We start from the raw sequence: 20,907 nt of genomic DNA on the forward strand, positions 1-20,907 counted from the left end.
ACCTTTGGCAATTACAGAGTCAGGAAGCCGTCATACAGTCCGTAGGCAGCCACCAGGGCGCCTGCGACCACTGCGGCGAAAATCAGCTTCTCGACGTTGGTGAAAACCGGTTGTTTGAGTTCGAGCTTGGCCTTGGCGAACAGGATCGCGCCGGGCGCATAGAGCAGGGCCGAGAGCAGCAGGTACTTCACGCCACCGGCGTAAAGCAGCCACACCGCGTAGATCAGGGCAATGCCGCCGATGATCAGATCCTTGCGCCGCTCGGCCGCAAAACCTTCATAGCTTTCACCGCGCACTGCCAGCAGCAGGGCGTAGGCGGCCGACCACAGATAGGGCACCAGAATCATCGACGTGGCGAGGTAGATCAGCGACAGGTAAGTGCTGGCCGAGAACAGGGTGATGACCAGGAAAATCTGCACCATCGCGTTGGTCAGCCACAGGGCGTTGACCGGTACGTGGTTGGCGTTTTCCTTGCGCAGAAACTCCGGCATGGTGTGGTCTTTGGCGGCGGCGAACATGATCTCCGCACACAGCAGCACCCACGACAGCAGCGCCCCCAGCAGCGAGATGATCAGACCGACGCTGATCAGCGCTGCGCCCCACGGACCGACCACGTGCTCAAGCACGGCCGCCATCGACGGGTTCTGCAATTTGGCCAGTTCTGGCTGAGTCATGATGCCCAGCGACAGCACGTTCACCAGCATCAAAAACAGCAGCACGGTGATGAAGCCGATCACGGTGGCTTTACCCACGTCGGAGCGTTTTTCAGCGCGGGCCGAGAAAATGCTCGCGCCCTCGATGCCGATGAACACCCACACAGTGACCAGCATCATGTTGCGTACCTGGTTCATCACGCTGCCCAGATCCGGGTTTTTCAGGCCCCAGATGTCGGCGGTGAAGATGTCCAGTTTGAAGGCGAAGACGGCGATCAACACAAACAGCACCAGCGGCACGACTTTGGCGACGGTGGTCACGAGGTTGATGAACGCCGCTTCCTTGATCCCGCGAAGTACCAGGAAATGCACCGCCCACAACAGAATCGAAGCACCAATGACCGCAGCAACCGTATTGCCTTCACCGAAAATCGGGAAGAAATACCCCAGGGTGCTGAACAGCAGAACGAAGTACCCGACGTTGCCCAGCCATGCACTGATCCAGTAGCCCCAGGCGGAAGAGAAACCCATGTAATCGCCGAATCCGGCCTTGGCGTAGGCGTAGACACCGCCGTCCAGGTCAGGCTTGCGATTGGCGAGGGTTTGGAAGACAAAAGCGAGGGTGAGCATGCCGACAGCGGTGATCGCCCAACCGATCAATACCGCGCCGACGTCGGCACTGGCGGCCATGTTTTGTGGCAAGGAGAATATCCCGCCACCGATCATTGAGCCGACGACTAATGCAACCAGTGCGCCGAGTCTTAGTTTTCCGGGAGCTTCAGACATTGCATGACTCCATTGCAGGAAGAGATCACAGCGTAGTTCCGTTGTCTGTTCAAATAGCTGACATAGATCAGTTCATGGTCACATTCCATTGTTAATGAATGACTTAGGGAATCGCTTCAGGCATAAAGCGACCGTCTGCAAGGCCCGTTCTAGAAGGGTTTTCGCGATGTGGTTGGGAATGGCTATTATTACTTTGGAGTTATGACGCTAGTTCTTTTTCCGGGTTTGGCAAATTTTTCCCTTCTGTTTTCAGTACAGAATTGATTTATCAGGATCAGCGCACAAAACTGTCTTAACGTGGTAGGCATTAGCTTTATCCGCTATATATTTATTGGCTTTAACTGATAGGCGTCATCCTGTTTTATTCATCTAATTAATTGTTGTTATAAATAATCGCTCACCACATTAGAGGGAGACTGGAATGTCGCAACCGACGCAAAAGCTGCGCCTTGGTGCGTTGATCGCCCTGGTGGTGGGGTCGATGATTGGCGGCGGAATTTTCTCGCTGCCGCAGAACATGGCGGCACGCGCCGATGCGGGGGCGATCCTGATCGGTTGGGGGATTACTGCCATCGGCATGCTGACCCTGGCCTTCGTGTTTCAAACCCTGGCCAATCGCAAGCCCGAGCTGGATTCCGGCGTCTACGCCTACGCCAAGGCCGGGTTTGGCGACTACATGGGCTTCTCGTCGGCCTGGGGTTACTGGATCAGCGCCTGGCTGGGCAACGTCGGTTACTTCGTTCTGCTGTTCAGCACCCTCGGTTATTTCTTTCCGGTGTTCGGCCAAGGCAATACGCCGATCGCCATTGGCTGCGCGTCGGTGCTGCTGTGGGCTGTGCACTTTCTGGTGATGCGCGGGATCAAGGAGGCGGCGTTCATCAACCAGGTGACCACCGTGGCCAAGATCGTGCCGCTGATCATGTTCATCGTCATCGCCGCGCTGGCGTTCAAGGCTGACATCTTTACCCGCGACATCTGGGGCCGCAGCAACCCGAGTTTCGGCGGGGTGATGGATCAGGTGCGCAACATGATGCTGGTGACGGTGTTCGTCTTCATCGGCATCGAGGGCGCCAGCGTGTACTCGGCACGAGCGGAAAAACGCAGCGATGTCGGGCGTGCCACGGTGATTGGCTTCATCGGCGTACTGGCGCTACTGGTGCTGGTCAACGTGTTGTCACTGGGGATCATGAGCCAGCCGGAACTGGCCAACCTGCAAAACCCGTCGCTGGCGGCGGTGCTTGAGCACATCGTCGGGCCGTGGGGGGCGCTGGCGATCAGCATCGGTTTGGCGATCTCGCTGCTCGGGGCATTGCTGTCGTGGGCGTTACTCTGTGCCGAAATCCTTTTCGCCACGGCCCGTGACAAAACCATGCCGGCGTTCCTGAAAAAGGAAAACGCCAACCATGTGCCGGTCAACGCGTTGTGGCTGACCAACGTGATGATTCAGATATTCCTGCTGATCACGCTGTATTCCGCCGGCACTTACACCAGCCTGATTTATCTGGCGTCATCAATGATTCTGGTGCCGTACCTGTGGTCGGCGGCCTACGCGGTGTTATTGAGCGGGCGCGGCGAAACCTACGAACATGCCTCGGCCGAGCGCACCAAAGATCTGCTGATTGGCGGCATCGCTCTGAGTTATGCGGTGTGGTTGTTGTATGCCGGCGGGATGAAATATCTGCTGCTGTCGGCGTTGCTGTATGCGCCGGGGGTGATCCTGTTTGCCAAAGCCAAACATGAGCAGGGCGAGCCGCTGTTCACCACGGTCGAGAAAGGTATTTTTACCTGCGTGATCATTGGCGCGGGGTTGGCGGCTTATGGGTTGTACAGCGGTGTGTTGTCGCTGTGAGAACGCTCCCCTCACCCCAGCTCTCTCCCGGAGGGAGAGGGAGCCTTCGACCCTGTGGGAGCTGGCTTGCCAGCGATAGCGGTGCGTCAGTCGACCTCTGTATCAACTGACCCGCCGTCATCGCCGGCAAGCCAGCTCCCACAGGGACTTGAGGTGATCCACTAGACGCGGAACTGATCCATCAACTTCATCTGCTGACTGGCCAGCGCATTGAGCTGGCTGCTGATCGCCGCCGACTCCGTCGCTTGCCCGGTCAAGGTTTCAGTCACCGTACGAATCGCCGAGACGTTACGGTTAACCTCTTCAGCCACTGCGCTCTGCTGTTCGGCGGCGCTGGCGATTTGCAGGTTCATGTCGCTGATCACGGTTACCGCATCACTGATCTTGCCCAGCGCATCCACGGCCTGGCGGATCTGCCCGGCGTTGTTGTGCGCCTGGGTCTGGCTCGAATGCATGGTCGCAACCACGCCGCGAGTGCCGGTCTGAATCTTCTCGATGACGATGCGAATTTCTTCCACCGAATCCTGCGTACGCTTGGCCAGGTTGCGCACTTCATCCGCAACCACGGCAAAACCGCGACCGCTTTCACCGGCGCGGGCGGCTTCGATGGCGGCGTTGAGCGCCAGCAGATTGGTCTGTTCGGCGATGCTGCGGATCACTTCCAGTACCGAACCAATCTGCTCGCTATTGACCGCCAGTGCTTCGACTTCGGTTACCGCTTTGCTGACTTCATCGGCCAGTTGATTGATGTCGCGGGTGCTGCGCTCGATGATCGACATGCCGTCCTTGGCCGACTGGTCGGCACCTTTCGCAGCGTTGGCCGCGTTCGATGCGCTGTTGGCGACATCGTGGGCGGTGGCGCTCATTTCGTTGGAAGCGGTGGCGACCTGGTCGATTTCGCGGAACTGCACCTGCATGCCTTCGCTGGTCTGACGGGCGATTTCCGAAGACTGGTCGGCAGTGCCGCGAGCCTCGGTGATGCTCTGTTTGATCTGGGCGATGGTCGGTTGCAGCTTGTCGAGGAAGCGGTTGAACCAGTTCACCAGTTCGCCCAGTTCATCCTTCTTGCTGTAGTTCAGGCGTTGCGTCAGATCACCTTCACCGCTGGCGATGTTTTTCAGCATCTCGGCGACGCTGTTGATGGGACGAGTGACGCCGGAAGCGGTGAGCCATATCAGCAGCAGGCCAATCAGACCCGCGACCACAGCCACTGCCAGCGCAGTGATTACACCGGTTTGCTGTGCTTCGTCGAGCACCGCTTGCAGCTTGACCGAGTCGGCCAGCAGCACTTGTTTGGGCAGGTCGATGACCACGCCCCAAGCGCGCGAGTTGCCAATCGGATCGACCGGATACACCGCCCGGATCAGGTCGCCCTGTTCAAGGATTTTCGGCGTTGCGCTGCCGAGCAGTTGCAGCACTTCATTGCCATCGGCACCGAGGGTGTCGCTGATCTTTTTGCCGACCTTGGCCGCGTCGGAACTGTCGGCAGCCAACACGCCGCTGCCTGAAACAATCAGCATGTGCCCGGCGTTGTTGAACAGGTAGCGCTGCGACTCGACGGCCGCTCCTTGCAAGGCATCGAGGGCGATATCGACGCCAGCGACCCCGATGGTTTTACCGTCGACGATCAATGGCACGGAAATGGTCGTCATGAGCATTTCCTTGGTGCCCACGGTGTCTGAATACGGGTCGAGCAAGCAGGTGCGCTTGCTGTCGCGAGGGCAGGTATACCAGCTGTTATAGGGCGTACCGCTGACGCTGAGGGTGGTTTTGGTCAGGTCCTCTTCGACCATGATCGTGTTCAGTGATGCGCCACCGGCGCGGCTCCAGTAGGTGGCGAAACGCCCGGCTTCGTTGGACTGACGCGCGGCGTCGTTGACGAACTCGCTGTCCTTGCCATCGAGGCCATCGGGTTCGAAAGCGAGCCAGATGCCAAGCACTTTGTCGTTGCGTTCGAAGGCGGTTTTCAGGCTCAGGTTCAACTCTTCACGCAGGGCACCGGCGTCCAGCGAACGCTTGGCGGCCATCACGCGCATGTCCCTGATCTGGTCAGCGAGGGCGGTGATTACCGACAGGCTTTCGCCGAAGGTTTTCTGCACCCGCACCGCCTGTTCGGCGGCTTTGGCCTGCAGCAAGTCTTGCACACTGGCGGTGAGCATCTTGCTGCTGGAATGGCTGACCAGTTCGTCGTTCTGGTTGGTCTGGTAAATGTTCATGCCGACGATCAGCGCAACCACGCCGATCAGGCACAGGCCGGAGAGCAGAACGATTTTCAGGCGAATGGAAAGAGAGTCGAACATAGGGCGATCTCGCGAATGAATAAACGGGGGGCTGTGGGTACGAGGTACCCGAATCGCCAAATCCATTCAGCGCCATTCAATGCTCATCGGCGTGGAACGAGAGCGCATGAGGTATTTGCCGACGGACGGTCAGTGCTAAACGTTTGCGCAGGGGAATGTGCTGAAAAGGGGATTAATTACAGGGATGTTTCAGCTGTGAGACGCAGTGCGTTGTATCAGGAAGGATGTGCGCGGGACTCGGGCCGCGACCAGATCCACAGATTGCCCAACCCCATCCCGGCCATTGCCAGATAGATCGGCCAGCCGTGATCGAGCATCACCAGCATCAACGTCGCACACAGCAACATGCTCACCGTGGCGCTGACTTTGGCCTTGCGCGCGATGATCTTGCCGTTGCGCCAGTTACTCAGGATTGGCCCGAACAGCCGATGATTTTCCAGCCAGGCACTCAGGCGCGGCGAACTGCGGGTGGCCGCCCAGGCGGCGAGGAGGATGAACTCGGTGGTCGGCAATCCGGGTACGACAATAGCGATCAGGCCGATGCCGAGGCTGACATAGGCCAACAGACCGAACAGCAGGCGGGCGAGTTTGGAGGAGGCTGGTTGCGGCATGGGCTCGGGATTGCTGTGAGGCGAGATGGGGATCTTACAGACTTGCGTTGTTCCCTGTGGTAGCTGGCTTGCCAGCGATAGCGGTGGGTCAGGCAACATAAATGGAGACTGACCAGCCCTCATCGCTGGCAAGCCAGCTCCCACAGGGTTTTGTGGCGTGTCGGGTATCAGGCCATTTCGGCTTCTGTGGCGTAAGCCTGTTCCAGCAGCACGGTGAAGCGGTTGAACGCATCGAGCGCGCCTTGCTCGACTTCAGCCTCTTCTTCAGCGCTGAACTGCAGCGAGTCGAGAGTACGCACAAAGCGCTTCCAGCCTTCAGCACGGCCACCTTCAGGCTCGCCCAGGTGACGGGCACCAAAGGTTTCACTCAGCTCCAGCGCCACGGCGCGTTTGATCAGGAACGCAGCACCGAGCTTCGAACCTTCAGAAACAAAGATCCAACCCAGTGCACGCGCCTTGCTCGGATTCTTCACCGCACCGGCGACCGGGCCCGGCACTTCGGTGTCGAGATCTGCCAGGTCGGCCTTCGCCGCGTCGGCGCGGCAACGGGCGGGCAGGTCAGGGACGATCCTGATCAGTTCGGCATCGTTGTAGAGCTCAACCAGTTCCGACTGGAACAGGTATTGCGCGACCACGAAACGGGCAAAGTTGGCGCGGGTTTCAAACGGCGCATGGGCTTTGACCAAGGTGTCGAGTTTGCTGTGCGGCTCGTGGGTGATCTGGTTCAGGCGTTGTGAACGCAGGGCTTTTTCCGAAGAGGTCATGACGTGTCCTTGATAAATGAGGCGCTTGATAACGAGACGAACGGGCAAGCGCCGGACAGTAAAAAAAGCCTCACGGCGCGGTGCTTGAACACGCGCAGTGAGGTGGGTGGGGTCAGATGTCCCAGATCAGATTGATCGCGAAGTTGCGACCCGGTTGGGTCAGGCGATCAAGGTTGGCCGGTTGCGTCACCGAAGCTTCGCCGACGCTGTCGTAACCGCGCACGTCATCCCACAGCCAGTATTTCTTGTCGGTCAGGTTGTAAATGCCGCCGCTGACGGTGAAGTCGTTGGTGACTTTGTAGAAGCCGGTCATATCAAGAATGCCGAAACCCGGCGACTTGAACTGGCTGCTGACGCCGTCCGGCGACTTGAAGTTGCTGTCGTCGACGCGATCTTTCTTCTTCACCACGGTCCAGCTCAGCAGGCCACCGTAGTTGTCCTGGTCGTAGCCCAAACCGAACACACCGGTCAGCGGGTTAACGCTGTTGAGCGGCTCGCCGCTGTCGTTGTTGCGACCGTAGGCATAGGCAATCGAGCCTTGGGTGTAGAGGCCCTGCGGTGCGCCGAACGCGTCAAGGTTCAGACGACCTTTGACTTCAGCACCCTTGATGGTCGCGTGCTTGATGTTGCTCGACTGGAAGGTCAGCTCGTTGTAACCCGGCGACACCGCGTCTTCGTTGATGAAGTCGCGGTACTTGTTATAGAACACCGCCACATCGAATGAGCCATGCTCGAAGTTACCGCGCAGGCCGGTTTCGTAGCTTTTGCTTTTTTCCGGTTCCAGGTCCGGGTTCGGCGCGACGTGGTAACCGGTGGTGCCGTTCTCGAAGCGGCCGTACAGGGCTTTCGCGGTGGGCGTGCGGAAACCTTCGGCGTATTGACCGTACCAGGTGTAGTTTTCGCTCAGGGCGTAGGTCAGGCCGAATTTTGGCGAGACTTTGTGCCAGGTCTTGTTCTTGTCGCTGACCGTGCCTTGGCCATCGGCCGCCACGGTATTGAGGAACTCCTGAGTGATCTTCGGCTTGAGCTGGGTGTAGTCGTAGCGCAGGCCTGGCAGGAAGGTCCAGTCATTCCAGCTGATCTGATCCTGGGCGAACAGGCTGTAGGTGTTGATGGTCGGGTCCGGGAAATCGGTGGCCTTCACCAACACGTCAGCGGTACTGGTCGCGCCGATCGCGGTGCAGCCACGGCCAACCGCCAGGCACTTGCCGTCGCCGCTGCGCGAACCGGTGACTTTCTGTTGCTTGATGGTGGTGCCGTAGGTCAGGACGTGATCGGTGTCACCGATGGCAAAAGCCTTGTCCAGTTGCGCGTCGAATACCCACTGTTTTTCTTCGTAAACGGTATCGCGGGTGCGCAGTACTTTTCGGGTGATGGGGTAGTAATACTCTTCGGTGCTCTGGTCTGTCTTGGCGATCTGGTGGTTGAGGCTCCACTTGACGTTGTCCACCAGCAAGCTGTCGAGCGCGAAGCGGTGTTCAAGGCCGAAACGCTCACGGGTAATGGTGTCGTTGCCGGTGCGCCACTGGTACATGCCGCCGGGCAATACGCTGTTGGGGATGGTTGGCGCGCCATTGAAGTACGGGCCGCCGTACGCGCTTTTCTGATCGGTGTCGCGATCATCCTTGTACTTTTCGTAAGTCAGGCCCAGGCGCGAATCTTCGTTGTAGTTCCAGCCGATCTTGGCCAGCACGTTGCTCGCCTTGGCGTCTTCCGGGTTAGCGGCGGTGCGCTCAAGGCCGGTGCCGTTGTGGCTGCCGTAGGAGTCGGTTTCGTGACCGTCGCGCTGGCTGTAGTGCAGCAAACCGTCGAATTGATCGGCACGGCCGGCGACGGTGGCGGATTTCAGCCAGCTCTCATCGGCCGAGCTGTAACCGGTTTTCAGGCGCGCGCCAACATCGTTGCCAGGCTTGATGATGTCGTCCGGATCGAGCGTGTAATAGCTGACGGCGCCGCCAATGGCGTTGCTGCCGTACAGCACCGACGCCGGGCCACGGAGAATCTCGACGCGTTTGACGATTTCCGGGTCGACGTAATTGCGCTGAGTCTTGGCGTACGGACCGTTGAAGAAACCGTCCGGCACTTCGACGCCGTCAACCTGAGTCAGGATTCGGTCGCCGTCGATGCCGCGGATGTTGTAACCGCTGATGCCGCCACGCTGACCGGCGCCGCCGACAGACACGCCCGGCTCATAGCGCACCAGATCCTTGATGGAGTTGACGTTGTTGCGATCGAGTTCTTCACGGGTGTGCACGGTGACAGTGCTTGGCACGCTGTTCACCGACTGTTCCTGGCGGGTGGCGCTGATGGTCACCTGATCCAGATTCAGTGCGCCGCTGCTGCTGCGCTTCTCCAGCACGACGTTGTTGTTGCTCAGCTTGCGGAAGCTCAGGTTGGTCCCCACCAACAGACGCTCCAGAGCTTTTTCCGGTGGCAGTGACCCGCGCACACCCGGCGACGATATGCCCTGACCCAGTTCTGCCGGCAAGCCGATCTGCCAACCCGTCACGGTGGTGAAAGCGTTGAGCGCCGACACCAACGGCTGCTGACTGATGGAGAAAGAGTAATCACCCATGTTGCGCGCCGGTTGCTCGGTCGCAGCCATCAGTGGCGCGGTGCCGGCCATGAGGATGGCCGCGGTCAGCAGCGACAATACGCGGGAAGGGGAAGAAGTCTGGCGGGTAAGGCGAAGGGACATCGATAGCGCTCCGTGTCGCACGAATCTTTATAGTTGCTGATTCTCATCCGAGGATGCGAATCAATTGCATTGGCTATAACTAGACGAACGCGCTCACGCTATCGAGTAAAAATAATTCTCATTTAGTTCAAGATGACCAGCGCCGGGAATTCCTGCAAACGCGCCGAGGTGATGTGCGCGAGAGAACGCACCACGTCGAGCGGCTGATCGAGGCGGTAATTGCCGGTCACGGCAACGTCGGCCAACTGCTCGTTGTTGTTGATGATCCAGCCTGGATAGTAACGGCGCAATTCGGCCAGCACCTGATTCAGCGGGCAGTTCTCGAACACCAGTCGGCCTTGCACCCACGCCAGTTCGGTCGCCGCGTCGAGTTTGGCCGGGCGATCGAAACCGTTGGGGCCGATGCGGATACTTTCTCCGGCAGACAGGCGCATCCGCGCATCGTTGTGGGTGGCGCGCAAATCGACATCGCCACGCTGCACATTGACCTGCGCGATCCCGTCCAGATAGCGCACGGCGAACGCGGTGTCGCGCACGCTGGCCTTGACCGGGCCGGCGTCAATTTCCAGCGGTTGAGTGCGATTGGCTGCGACCTCGAAAAACGCTTCGCCCTGATACAACCGCGCAACGCGCTGCTGATCATCGATGGTGCTGGAGAACGCCGAGTTGGTGTTGAGCAGGACCTGCGAACCGTCCTCCAGTTGCAAGCGCTGACGTTCGCCGACCACGGTCAGGTGATCGGCCTGCAACCGCATCGGCAGGTTGCTGAAACTGAACAGACCAAGCACCAGAGCGGCGGCGGTGGCCAGCGGTTTCCAGTGTGGACGCAGGCGCTGGAGGAAGGTGACTTTCGCGGGTTTCAACGCCAGGTTTTGCGCGCACTGGGCGATTTGCGGACCGTCCCAGATCGCCTGAGCCTTGGCGAACGCCTCGGCATTCAACGGATCCGCCGCCAGCCAGGCATGGAACTGCCGGGTCTGCTCCTCATCCGGGCTGCCGAGCACGATGAGCCAGTCCAGGGCCTGGTCCATTGCCAGTGCGGCATCCTGCGCCGATGAGGGCGAAGGCGAGCGATGGGTGTCCGTCACGGTGTTTCCTCGGGCTTCTGGCGAAGCAGTTTCAAGTTTCAAGCTGCAAGCTGCAAGCCAGACGCGTGAACTGCTTTTCGTTTTTACTTGGGGCGTGAAGCTTACAGCTTGCCGCTGCTGTCGTGTCGTTCGGCGACGCCGATGCAAATGCTCATGATCAGTTTGAGTTCTTTCTGCACGGTGCTGAGGGACACGCTCAGTTCTTGCGCGATTTCCTGATAACTGTGCCCGTGCAGGCGGCTGAGGATGAAGATCTGCTGCTGGCGCGGGCTGAGTTGACTGAGACTCACGTTCAAGCGCTCCAGCATTTGTTCGGCGTGGGCGGCGTCTTCGGCGCTACTGGCCGGGGCGGCGATGCTGTGCACAATTTCTTGCGGCACGTCATCGACCATGGTTCGCGAATGGATCTTGCGTGCACGCAGATGATCGAGCGCAAGATTGCGCGCGGTCTGGAAGACAAAGGGTTCGAGGTGATCGATGGCCCGCTCGTTCAGCGCCCGTGCCACGCGCAGATAGGTCTCCTGCAACAGGTCTTCAGCGGTGCTGTGATTGTTGACCATCCGTTCCAGCGTACGCAGCAAAGAAATGCGCTGGGTGAGGAAGACGTGGTTGAAGCGCGATTGACTCACGGGAGGACCTGATCCATTTCAAGCGAATGATAATGCTTATCATCTAGCTGAATGGTCAAGTATTGATTTTGAATTGGAATAACCGACCTTGTGGGAGCTGGCTTGCCAGCGATGGCGATGGGCCAGGCAATATCCATGTTGGATGTGCCTGCCTCATCGCTGGCAAGCCAGCTCCCACAGGGATCAGGGGTGGGGCGGGGATTACTCGGCGTTACACAGCGCCAGGCAGTTATCCAGCATACGGTTGGAGAAGCCCCACTCGTTGTCGTACCAGGCCAGCACTTTCAGCAGTTTGCCGCTGGATTTGGTGTGGTTGGCGTCGAAGATCGACGACAGCGGGTTGTGGTTGAAGTCGCTGGAAACCAGCGGCAACGTGTTGTAACCAAGAATTTTCGAGTGCTGACTCGCCGCTTTCAGCAAAGCGTTGACTTCTTCGGCAGTGGCCTCTTTCTTCAGCTGCACGGTTAAATCCACCAGCGACACATTGATCACCGGCACCCGCACGGCCATGCCGGTCAGTTTGCCCGCCAGTTCCGGCAGCACCAGGCCCACTGCTTCAGCGGCGCCGGTCTTGCTCGGGATCATGTTCTGCGTGGCCGAACGCGCGCGGTACGGGTCGGTGTGGTAGACGTCGGTCAGGTTCTGATCGTTGGTGTAAGCGTGGATCGTGGTCATCAGACCGCTTTCGATGCCAAGTTCGCGGTGCAGCACTTGCGCCACCGGTGCCAGGCAGTTGGTGGTGCACGAAGCGTTGGAGATGATCTGGTGCGACTGGCGCAGAATGTCGTGGTTCACGCCATAAACGACGGTGGCATCAGCACCTTTGGCCGGGGCCGAGATGATCACTTTGCGCGCGCCGGCAGTAATATGCGCAGCGGCTTTGGCACGGTCGGTAAACAGACCGGTGCATTCGAAGACTACATCGATTTTTTCCGCAGCCCATGGCAGCTCGGCCGGGTTGCGAATGGCGCTCACCGCAATGCGGTCGCCGTTGACGGTCAGGCTTTCGTTGTCATGCGCCACTTCGGCGTCGAACGTGCCATGAACGGTGTCGTATTTGAGCAGATGCGCATTGATCGAGCTGTCGCCCAGATCGTTGATGGCGACAATCTGCAGATCCTGTCGATAGCCTTGGGTATACAGTGCGCGCAGGACATTACGGCCGATGCGGCCAAAACCATTGATTGCAATTCGAAGAGTCATGGAACAGCGCCGCCGTCGTTTTGTTGTTGGAATTACAAGATTATTCGCATAAAAATAGAAAACAAGCCTTTTTAGTGGCAATATTTTGTTTTATCTACAACGAGTGACCTGAATCAACTGGTCCGAATGATCAAGAAAACCGTCCGTCATCCCGAATGTGCGGGCCCTTGATCAGCATAGACAATCAGGTCGCCATTTCCGTTAGCCTGGAGTTCTACACATGCATCCCCGCGTCCTTGAGGTCACCGAACGGCTTATCGCCCGCAGCCGCGCCACGCGTCAGGCTTACCTTGCGCTGATTCGCGGCGCTGCAACTGACGGCCCGATGCGCGGCAAGCTGCAATGCGCCAACTTCGCCCACGGTGTGGCCGGGTGTGGCACTGAAGACAAGCACAGCTTGCGGATGATGAACTCGGCGAACATCGCCATTGTTTCTTCGTATAACGACATGCTTTCGGCACACCAGCCGTACGAGGTCTTCCCTGAGCAGATCAAAAACGCCTTGCGTGAGATCGGTTCGGTCGGCCAGTTCGCTGGCGGCACTCCGGCGATGTGTGATGGCGTGACCCAGGGCGAGCCCGGTATGGAACTGAGCCTGCCGAGCCGTGAAGTGATCGCCATGTCCACGGCGGTGGCGTTGTCCCACAACATGTTCGACGGCGCGCTGATGCTCGGCATCTGCGACAAGATCGTGCCGGGCCTGATGATGGGCTCGCTGCGTTTCGGTCATCTGCCGACAATCTTTGTGCCGGGCGGGCCGATGGTCTCGGGCATATCCAACAAGGAAAAAGCCGACGTTCGGCAGAAGTACGCCGAAGGCAAGGCGACCCGCGAAGAGCTGCTGGAATCGGAGATGAAGTCCTACCACAGCCCGGGCACCTGCACGTTCTACGGCACCGCCAACACCAACCAGTTGCTGATGGAAGTCATGGGCCTGCACTTGCCGGGCGCCTCTTTCGTCAACCCGAATACGCCATTGCGTGATGCGCTGACCCGCGAAGCGGCGCATCAAGTCACGCGTCTGACCAAGCAGAACGGCAACTTCATGCCGATCGGCGAAATCGTCGACGAGAAGTCGCTGGTCAACTCGATCGTCGCGCTGCACGCCACTGGCGGCTCGACCAACCACACCCTGCACATGCCGGCCATCGCCATGGCAGCGGGCATTCAACTGACCTGGCAAGACATGGCCGACCTCTCCGAAGTCGTGCCGACCCTGAGCCACGTTTATCCGAACGGCAAAGCCGACATCAACCACTTCCAGGCAGCGGGCGGCATGTCGTTCCTGATCCGTGAACTGCTGGGTGCCGGCCTGCTGCACGAAGACGTCAACACCGTGCTCGGCCACGGCTTGAGCAAGTACACCAAAGAGCCGTTCCTCGATAACGGCGAACTGGTATGGCGTGAAGGCCCGGTCGACAGTCTCGACGAAAACATTTTGCGCCCTGTGGCACGCGCGTTCTCGCCGGAGGGTGGTCTGCGGGTGATGGAGGGCAACCTCGGTCGCGGTGTGATGAAGGTGTCTGCCGTGGCTCTGGAAAACCAGATTGTCGAAGCGCCGGCCATGGTGTTCCAGGATCAACAGGATCTGGCCGATGCGTTCAAGGCCGGTTTGCTGGAGAAAGATTTCGTCGCCGTGATGCGCTTCCAGGGCCCGCGCTCCAACGGCATGCCCGAGTTGCACAAGATGACGCCGTTCCTTGGCGTGCTGCAGGATCGCGGCTTCAAAGTGGCGCTGGTGACTGACGGGCGCATGTCGGGCGCCTCGGGGAAAATCCCGGCGGCGATCCACGTCAGCCCGGAAGCTTATGTCGGTGGTGCTTTGGCTCGCGTGCAAGAGGGCGATATCATCCGTGTCGATGGCGTCAAAGGCACTTTGGAAATTAAAGTGGACGCCGACGAATTTGCAGCGCGCGAACCCGCCAAAGGCCTGTTGGGCAACAACATCGGCAGCGGTCGCGAACTGTTCGGTTTCATGCGCGTGGCCTTCAGCTCGGCGGAGCAGGGCGCCAGCGCCTTCACTTCTGCCCTGGAGACGCTTAATTGAAACTGGCTTTGGTCGGTGACATCGGAGGCACCAACGCACGGTTCGCGTTGTGGAAAAACCAGCAACTGGAATCGATTCAGGTGCTGGCCACGGCCGACCATGCCGGCCCGGAAGAGGCCATCAGCCTCTACCTTAGCGGGCTCGGTCTGGCGCCGGGCGCTATCGGGTCCGTGTGCCTGTCGGTGGCCGGCCCGGTCAGTGGCGATGAATTCAAGTTCACCAACAACCACTGGCGGCTGAGCCGCGAAGCGTTCTGCAACATTTTGCAGGTCGAGCAGTTGTTGCTGGTCAACGACTTCTCGGCGATGGCGCTGGGCATGACTCGTTTGCAGCCGGGTGAATTCCGTGTGGTTTGCGAAGGCACCCCAGAACCGTTGCGTCCTTCGGTTGTGATTGGTCCGGGCACCGGCCTTGGCGTCGGTACTTTGCTCGATCTGGGCGAGGGTCGATTTGCGGCACTGCCGGGCGAGGGTGGTCACGTTGATCTGCCGTTGAGCAGCCCGCGTGAAACACAGCTCTGGCAGCACATCCACAACGAGATCGGCCATGTCAGCGCGGAGACTGCGTTGAGTGGTGCTGGTTTGCCGCGTGTCTATCGGGCGATTTGTGCGGTAGATGGCCATGAACCGACGCTCGAAACGCCAGAAGCCATTACGGCCGCAGGCCTTGCAGGCGATCCGATTGCCCTGGAAGTGCTGGAGCAGTTCTGCTGCTGGCTCGGCCGCGTGGCCGGTAACAACGTGCTGACCACGGGCGCACGGGGTGGGGTGTTTATCGTCGGTGGGGTGATTCCGCGCTTTGCCGACTTCTTCCTTGAAAGTGGTTTTGCCCGCAGTTTTGCCGACAAGGGCTGCATGAGCGATTACTTCAAAGGCATTCCGGTGTGGCTGGTGACGGCACCGTATTCCGGGCTGGTTGGCGCCGGCGTGGCGCTCGAACAGGCTTGATACCGAGTTGCTCTCATCGCTGGCAAGCCAGCTCCCACAGGTTGTGTGAACGACAAAGATCTTTGTGGGAGCTGGCTTGCCAGCGATGGGGCCATAACAGACAACAAATTTCCAAGGTTCATCAGGCATAATCCGCCCCAATTCCAACAACAAGGATGCCTTCGAAGTGAGCTCAGTCAACAAGTCGATATTGTTGGTCGATGACGACCAGGAAATACGCGAGTTGCTGGAAACCTATCTGACCCGCGCCGGGTTTCAGGTACGGGCCACAGCCGATGGCGCCAGTTTCCGTCAGGCCCTCAACGAGGCGCCGAGCGATCTGGTGATCCTCGATGTCATGCTGCCCGACGAGGACGGTTTCAGTCTGTGCCGCTGGGTGCGTCAGCATCCGCGTCAGGCGCAGGTGCCGATCATCATGCTCACCGCCAGTTCCGACGAGGCCGACCGGGTCATCGGTCTGGAGCTTGGCGCCGACGATTACCTCGGCAAACCTTTCAGCCCCCGCGAACTGCAGGCGCGCATCAAAGCGCTGCTGCGCCGTGCACAATTCGGGCAAGAACGCAGCGGCAGTGAAGTGCTGGCGTTTGACGATTGGCGGCTGGACATGGTCAGTCATCGGCTGTTTCACACCGACGGCGAGGAAGTGATTCTGTCCGGTGCCGATTTCGCTCTGCTGAAACTGTTCCTCGATCACCCACAGGAAATTCTCGACCGCGACACCATCGGCAATGCCACCCGCGGCCGCGACCTGATGCCGCTCGATCGCATTGTCGACATGGCCGTCAGCCGCTTGCGCCAACGTCTGCGTGACACGGAAAAGCCGCCACGGCTGATTCGCACGGTACGCGGCAGCGGCTATCAACTGGCAGCCAACGTGGTTGCCGGCAATGGTCACTGAGTCGCTGCGCCGGCTCGCCAGCAAAGTGCCGGTGCCGCGTTCGCTGCTGGGGCGGATGTTGCTGCTGACCTTGCTCGCGGTGCTGTTTGCGCAGACCTTGTCGAGTGTGATCTGGGTTTCGCAATTGCGCGCCACCCAGCTCGAAGGCCTGGTCACCAGCGCTCGCAGCCTTGCTCATTCGATGACCGCCAGCGTCAGTTATTTTCGTTCGTTGCCGGTGGCCTATCGGCCGCTTGTGCTCGATCAATTGCGCAGCATGGGCGGCACGCGATTTGTCGTAACGCTCAACGACAAGCCGCTGGGCATGGACGTGCTGCCGGTCACTGCGCGTAAAGCCGCGGTGATGAAAGCGGTCGACGAAGTGCTGCGTCAGTCTCTCGGGCAAGACACCGACATCTCTGTGTCTTTCGTCAGTCCCGAGGATCTGCGCATCTTCAACGCCGGGCTGAAACTCGATGAATTACCGCGCTCCTGGGCGCACTACGCCCTGACCCTTGAGCCGGTGAATCCGCCAGTGCTGGTCACGCAGATTCAGATGGCACCAGGCGAATGGCTGTACATCGCCTCGCTGTTGCCCGAGCCCTACACCAGTCTTGAAGAGCAAGGCCTGCCGTCGCAGCAAGTGTGGTTCATCGTCCTCACCAGCGGCTTTCTGCTGCTGTTCATCGGTGTGCTGGTGCACTGGCAGAGCCGGCCGCTCAAGCGCCTGGCCCGCGCCGCGCGGGATCTGTCGCTGGGCGCCGACGTCGAACCGGTGGCCGAGGGTGGCGGCAGTGAAGTGGTCGAGGTCGGCCGCGCGTTCAACACCATGCGCGAGCGCATCAGCCGATACCTGACCGAACGCAGCCAATTGTTCAGCGCGATTTCCCATGACTTGCGCACGCCGATCACCCGCCTGCGTTTGCGCGTCGAATTGCTCGAAGACGAACAGCTGCAAATCAAGTTTGGTCGTGATCTGGATGAGTTGGAACTGCTGGTCAAAGGCGCGTTGCAATGCGTGAAAGACACTGACATCCACGAAAACATTGAACCGGTCGATCTTAACCATGTGCTCGATTGTCTGGTGGAGCCGTATCTGGCGCCTAACGGCAATGGTCGCGTGACCCAGCATGGACGGGCGCTGGCGGCGTATTCGGGCAAACCTTTGGCGTTAAAGCGCTGTATCGGCAACCTGATCGACAATGCATTGAAGTACGGACAGAACGCGCATCTGCACATTGATGACGATGAAAGTGCATTCGTCCTGCACGTCGATGATGAAGGGCCGGGCGTGCCGGAGCAGCGGCTGGAGCAGGTGTTTGAGCCGCACTTCAGGTTGGCGGGGCAGCAGCAGGGTTATGGCCTCGGCCTCGGGATTGCGCGCAATATCGCTCATAGCCATGGCGGTGAGGTGACGTTACAGAACCTGCGTGAGGGCGGGTTGCGGGTGACGTTGCAGTTGCCACGGTCGATGGATTGAGGATCAAAAGATCGCAGCCTTCGGCAGCTCCTACACCGATCCCTGTAGGAGCTGCCGAAGGCTGCGATCTTTTGACTTTGCTTTTCATGTCACGAATCAGTGACAAAACCCGTCCCCTTCGTTACAAGCCCACCCCGGCCCGTTGTTTAGACTCCCCGCAGTCATAACAACAAAAAAGGCCCCCCATGGACCACTTCGAACCCGGCTTCAGCAGCTGGCTCAATGCCCCCGCGCACCAGCAATGGCTTGCCGCCGAAGGCCTGCGCCTGCTGGATTTCGCCAGGGCGTCACGCCTGCCCGAAGGCTTCGGCAACCTCGACGAACGCGGCCGTTTGCCTGCGAACGCACGAGCCGAAACCATGAACACCGCACGCATGACCCACAGCTTCGCCATGGCCCACATTCAGGGTTTGCCGGGATTTGCCGAACTGGTCGATCACGGCATTGCCGCCCTGCGCGGGCCGCTGCGTGATGCGCTGCACGGTGGCTGGTTTGCGGTGGCCGAGCATCGCGATGACAACATGGGCAAGAACGCCTACCTGCACGCCTTCGTTGCACTGGCGGCGAGCTCGGCGGTGGTCGCACGACGTCCCGGTGCGCAGGCGCTGCTGGATGATGCGATCGACATCATCGACACCTATTTCTGGAGCGAAGAAGAGGGCGCCATGCGCGAATTCTTCAATCGTGACTGGAGCGAAGAGGAAGCCTATCGCGGCGCCAACAGCAACATGCACGCGACCGAAGCGTTCCTCGCCCTGGCCGATGTCACTGAAGACCCACGCTGGCTGGTGCGCGCCCAACGCATCGTCGAGCGGGTAATTCATGGTCATGCTGCTGCCAACGATTATCGGGTGATCGAGCACTTCGACCGCGATTGGCAACCGCTGCGCGAATACAACCATGACAATCCCGCCGACGGTTTCCGTCCTTACGGCACCACGCCGGGACACGGTTTCGAGTGGGCGCGGCTGTTGCTGCACCTCGAAGCGGCGCGAGTGCAGGCCGGCATGCTTACCCCCGGCTGGCTCGCCACCGACGCGCAGAAACTCTTCGAGCAAAACTGCCGTTACGGTTGGGATGTCGATGGCGCGCCGGGCATCGTCTACACCCTCGACTGGAACAACGAAGCCGTGGTCCGCCATCGCTTGCACTGGACGCATGCCGAGGCCAGCGCTGCGGCCAGCGCTTTGCTCAAGCGCACCGGCGATGAGCAATATGAAACCTGGTACCGCCTGTTCTGGGATTTTTGCGATGTGAATTTCATCGATCGCTGCGACGGCAGTTGGCACCACGAACTCAATCCGCAAAACATTCCAAGTGCCGATATCTGGCCGGGCAAACCCGATCTGTACCACGCCTGGCAGGCGGTGCTGATCCCGCGTCTACCCTTGGCACCGAGCATGGCCACTGCGCTGGCGCGCTTGTCCCAGAGCATTCCTGTGTAACCATGTGGTGACATTCGCGCGTCCCTTCGTTACCTGCGAGGGGAATCGCCCTGTTTAAACTCCTGTGCAGCGCAAGCACCAGACTTGCAATGCATAACAACAAGAAAGGTACATCTCAGATGAATGCGATTTCTCGCCTCGCTACTGTCATTTCTGTCGCCTCCCTGTTCCCGCTCGCAATTCTGCCTCTCAGTGTTTCCGCTGCCGAATCCAAAGGTTCGGTGGAAGTCGTGCACTGGTGGACCTCAGGTGGCGAAAAAGCTGCCGTTGATGTGCTCAAGGCCCAAGTCGAAAAAGACGGTTTCACCTGGAAAGACGGCGCTGTCGCCGGTGGTGGCGGTGCGACTGCCATGACTGTGCTGAAAAGCCGTGCAGTGGCCGGCAACCCGCCAGGCGTTGCCCAGATCAAAGGCCCGGACATCCAGGAATGGGCGTCGACCGGCCTGCTCGACACCGACGTTCTGAAGGACGTTGCCAAGTCGGAAAAGTGGGACAGCCTGCTCGACAAGAAAGTCTCCGATACCGTGAAGTACGACGGTGATTACGTGGCCGTACCGGTGAACATTCACCGTGTGAACTGGCTGTGGATCAACCCGGAAGTTTTCAAGAAAGCCGGCATCGAAAAAGCCCCGACCACCCTCGAAGAATTCTACGCCGCTGGCGACAAGCTCAAGGCTGCGGGCTTCATCCCGCTGGCTCACGGCGGTCAGCCTTGGCAGGACAGCACCGTGTTCGAAGCCGTTGTGCTTTCGGTCATGGGGGTTGATGGCTACAAGAAAGCCCTGGTCGACCTCGACAACGCAGCGCTGACTGGCCCGGAAATGGTCAAGGCGCTGACCGAGCTGAAGAAAGTCGCGACCTACATGGACGCCGACGGCAAAGGCCAGGACTGGAACCTGGAAGCGGCCAAGGTCATCAACGGCAAGGCCGGCATGCAGATCATGGGTGACTGGGCCAAGTCCGAATGGACCGCCGCGAAGAAAATTGCCGGCAAGGACTACCAGTGCGTAGCGTTCCCGGGCACCGATAAGGCGTTCACTTACAACATCGACTCGCTGGCCGTGTTCAAGCAGAAAGACGCGGGCACCGCGGCGGGTCAGCAGGACATCGCCAAAGTCGTGCTGGGTGAAAACTTCCAGAAAGTCTTCAGCATCAACAAAGGCTCGATCCCGGTACGAATCGACATGTTGAACGACATGGAGAAACTCGGCTTCGACTCCTGCGCACAAACGGCTGCCAAGGACTTCCTGGCGGACTCCAAGTCCGGCGGCCTGCAGCCGAGCATGGCGCACAACATGGCGACCACGCTGGCCGTACAAGGCGCGTTTTTTGACGTAGTCACCAACTACATCAACGACCCGAAAGCCGATCCGGCCGACACCGCCAAGAAACTCGGCGCGGCGATCAAGTCGGCCAAATAACCAAAAGCAGGCTCGATCCTTGTGGGAGCGAGCCTGCTCGCGAAAGCGGTGTGTCAGTTAATCGATGTGTCGACTGATACCACGCCTTCGCGAGCAGGCTCGCTCCCAC

At 59.5% G+C, this 20,907-nt stretch carries 15 protein-coding genes and 1 pseudogene; 7 read left to right on the forward strand and 9 right to left on the reverse strand.

The features are described 5' to 3' along the window. Positions 1 to 11 precede the first annotated feature (11 nt). Positions 12 to 1,439 carry an arginine-ornithine antiporter gene (gene arcD, locus H8B20_RS06840; protein WP_210622697.1) on the reverse strand — a complete coding sequence of 476 codons (1,428 nt, stop codon included), beginning with the start codon at positions 1,437 to 1,439 and terminating at the stop codon, positions 12 to 14. Between the two features lie 421 nt (positions 1,440 to 1,860). Between arcD (H8B20_RS06840) and arcD (H8B20_RS06845) the strand changes: the two genes are divergently transcribed. Next, positions 1,861 to 3,288: an arginine-ornithine antiporter gene (gene arcD, locus H8B20_RS06845; protein WP_042560619.1), complete on the forward strand. Its 1,428-nt coding sequence runs from the start codon at positions 1,861 to 1,863 to the stop codon at positions 3,286 to 3,288. Between the two features lie 161 nt (positions 3,289 to 3,449). Here arcD (H8B20_RS06845) and H8B20_RS28225 read toward each other — a convergent pair whose 3' ends face one another. The 8 genes and pseudogenes from H8B20_RS28225 to gap all read right to left on the reverse strand — a co-directional run bounded on the left by H8B20_RS28225 (position 3,450) and on the right by gap (position 12,581). Continuing rightward, entirely contained in the window at positions 3,450 to 4,205 is a 756-nt protein-coding gene (locus tag H8B20_RS28225) for a methyl-accepting chemotaxis protein (RefSeq protein WP_395599692.1), read from the reverse strand. A 102-nt stretch (positions 4,206 to 4,307) separates the two neighbouring features. Further along, positions 4,308 to 5,654: pseudogene (locus tag H8B20_RS28230) on the reverse strand (methyl-accepting chemotaxis protein); the annotation flags it as partial. A gap of 149 nt (positions 5,655 to 5,803) precedes the next feature. After that, positions 5,804 to 6,199: a YbaN family protein gene (locus H8B20_RS06855; RefSeq protein ID WP_210622699.1), complete on the reverse strand. Its 396-nt coding sequence runs from the start codon at positions 6,197 to 6,199 to the stop codon at positions 5,804 to 5,806. A gap of 167 nt (positions 6,200 to 6,366) precedes the next feature. Next, positions 6,367 to 6,963 carry a biliverdin-producing heme oxygenase gene (locus H8B20_RS06860; protein ID WP_042560616.1) on the reverse strand — a complete coding sequence of 199 codons (597 nt, stop codon included), beginning with the start codon at positions 6,961 to 6,963 and terminating at the stop codon, positions 6,367 to 6,369. 112 nt (positions 6,964 to 7,075) lie between these two features. Continuing rightward, a complete protein-coding gene (locus H8B20_RS06865; RefSeq protein ID WP_210622700.1) occupies positions 7,076 to 9,661 on the reverse strand; it encodes a TonB-dependent receptor in 2,586 nt (861 codons plus the stop codon). A 122-nt stretch (positions 9,662 to 9,783) separates the two neighbouring features. Beyond that, complete coding sequence (locus tag H8B20_RS06870) at positions 9,784 to 10,749, reverse strand: FecR family protein (RefSeq protein WP_210622701.1); 966 nt, start codon at positions 10,747 to 10,749, stop codon at positions 9,784 to 9,786. A 101-nt stretch (positions 10,750 to 10,850) separates the two neighbouring features. Continuing rightward, the gene (locus H8B20_RS06875; protein ID WP_042560613.1) at positions 10,851 to 11,378 is read right to left on the reverse strand and encodes an RNA polymerase sigma factor; all 528 of its coding nucleotides are present in this window, start codon (positions 11,376 to 11,378) and stop codon (positions 10,851 to 10,853) included. Between the two features lie 201 nt (positions 11,379 to 11,579). Then, positions 11,580 to 12,581 (reverse strand): type I glyceraldehyde-3-phosphate dehydrogenase, encoded by a 1,002-nt coding sequence (gene gap / locus H8B20_RS06880; RefSeq protein WP_047300149.1) that lies wholly within the window; start codon positions 12,579 to 12,581, stop codon positions 11,580 to 11,582. Positions 12,582 to 12,801: 220 nt separating this feature from the next. On the opposite strand from gap, the gene edd reads away from it, so the two are divergent. The 6 genes from edd (at position 12,802) to H8B20_RS06910 (ending at position 20,798) form a co-directional block, all read left to right on the forward strand. Then, positions 12,802 to 14,628 (forward strand): phosphogluconate dehydratase, encoded by a 1,827-nt coding sequence (gene edd / locus H8B20_RS06885; protein ID WP_042560612.1) that lies wholly within the window; start codon positions 12,802 to 12,804, stop codon positions 14,626 to 14,628. Continuing rightward, entirely contained in the window at positions 14,625 to 15,575 is a 951-nt protein-coding gene (locus H8B20_RS06890) for a glucokinase (protein WP_210622702.1), read from the forward strand. The genes edd and H8B20_RS06890 overlap by 4 nt, the downstream gene beginning before the upstream one ends. A 166-nt stretch (positions 15,576 to 15,741) precedes the next feature. Further along, complete coding sequence (locus tag H8B20_RS06895) at positions 15,742 to 16,473, forward strand: response regulator (protein WP_042560610.1); 732 nt, start codon at positions 15,742 to 15,744, stop codon at positions 16,471 to 16,473. Continuing rightward, the gene (locus tag H8B20_RS06900) at positions 16,463 to 17,932 is read left to right on the forward strand and encodes an ATP-binding protein (protein WP_200612271.1); all 1,470 of its coding nucleotides are present in this window, start codon (positions 16,463 to 16,465) and stop codon (positions 17,930 to 17,932) included. The genes H8B20_RS06895 and H8B20_RS06900 overlap by 11 nt, the downstream gene beginning before the upstream one ends. Before the next feature lie 185 nt (positions 17,933 to 18,117). After that, complete coding sequence (locus H8B20_RS06905; RefSeq protein WP_210622703.1) at positions 18,118 to 19,377, forward strand: D-mannose isomerase; 1,260 nt, start codon at positions 18,118 to 18,120, stop codon at positions 19,375 to 19,377. 119 nt (positions 19,378 to 19,496) lie between these two features. Beyond that, a complete protein-coding gene (locus tag H8B20_RS06910) occupies positions 19,497 to 20,798 on the forward strand; it encodes an ABC transporter substrate-binding protein (RefSeq protein WP_042560607.1) in 1,302 nt (433 codons plus the stop codon). The last annotated feature ends 109 nt before the right edge of the window (positions 20,799 to 20,907 follow it).

It is taken from the genome of Pseudomonas sp. P42, from assembly GCF_017973755.1.
Lineage (GTDB): Bacteria > Pseudomonadota > Gammaproteobacteria > Pseudomonadales > Pseudomonadaceae > Aquipseudomonas > Aquipseudomonas iridis.

Bases quoted from the DNA above. Each gene is read 5' to 3' on its own strand.
- gap (WP_047300149.1), bottom strand. From the start codon at position 12,581: ATGACTCTTCGAATTGCAATCAATGGTTTTGGCCGCATCGGCCGTAAT.
- H8B20_RS06905 (WP_210622703.1), top strand. From the start codon at position 18,118: ATGGACCACTTCGAACCCGGCTTCAGCAGCTGGCTCAATGCCCCCGCG.
- arcD (WP_042560619.1), top strand. From the start codon at position 1,861: ATGTCGCAACCGACGCAAAAGCTGCGCCTTGGTGCGTTGATCGCCCTG.
- H8B20_RS06860 (WP_042560616.1), bottom strand. From the start codon at position 6,963: ATGACCTCTTCGGAAAAAGCCCTGCGTTCACAACGCCTGAACCAGATC.
- H8B20_RS06910 (WP_042560607.1), top strand. From the start codon at position 19,497: ATGAATGCGATTTCTCGCCTCGCTACTGTCATTTCTGTCGCCTCCCTG.
- edd (WP_042560612.1), top strand. From the start codon at position 12,802: ATGCATCCCCGCGTCCTTGAGGTCACCGAACGGCTTATCGCCCGCAGC.
- H8B20_RS06865 (WP_210622700.1), bottom strand. From the start codon at position 9,661: ATGTCCCTTCGCCTTACCCGCCAGACTTCTTCCCCTTCCCGCGTATTG.
- arcD (WP_210622697.1), bottom strand. From the start codon at position 1,439: ATGTCTGAAGCTCCCGGAAAACTAAGACTCGGCGCACTGGTTGCATTA.
- H8B20_RS06855 (WP_210622699.1), bottom strand. From the start codon at position 6,199: ATGCCGCAACCAGCCTCCTCCAAACTCGCCCGCCTGCTGTTCGGTCTG.
- H8B20_RS06900 (WP_200612271.1), top strand. From the start codon at position 16,463: ATGGTCACTGAGTCGCTGCGCCGGCTCGCCAGCAAAGTGCCGGTGCCG.
- H8B20_RS28225 (WP_395599692.1), bottom strand. From the start codon at position 4,205: ATGCAGGTGCAGTTCCGCGAAATCGACCAGGTCGCCACCGCTTCCAAC.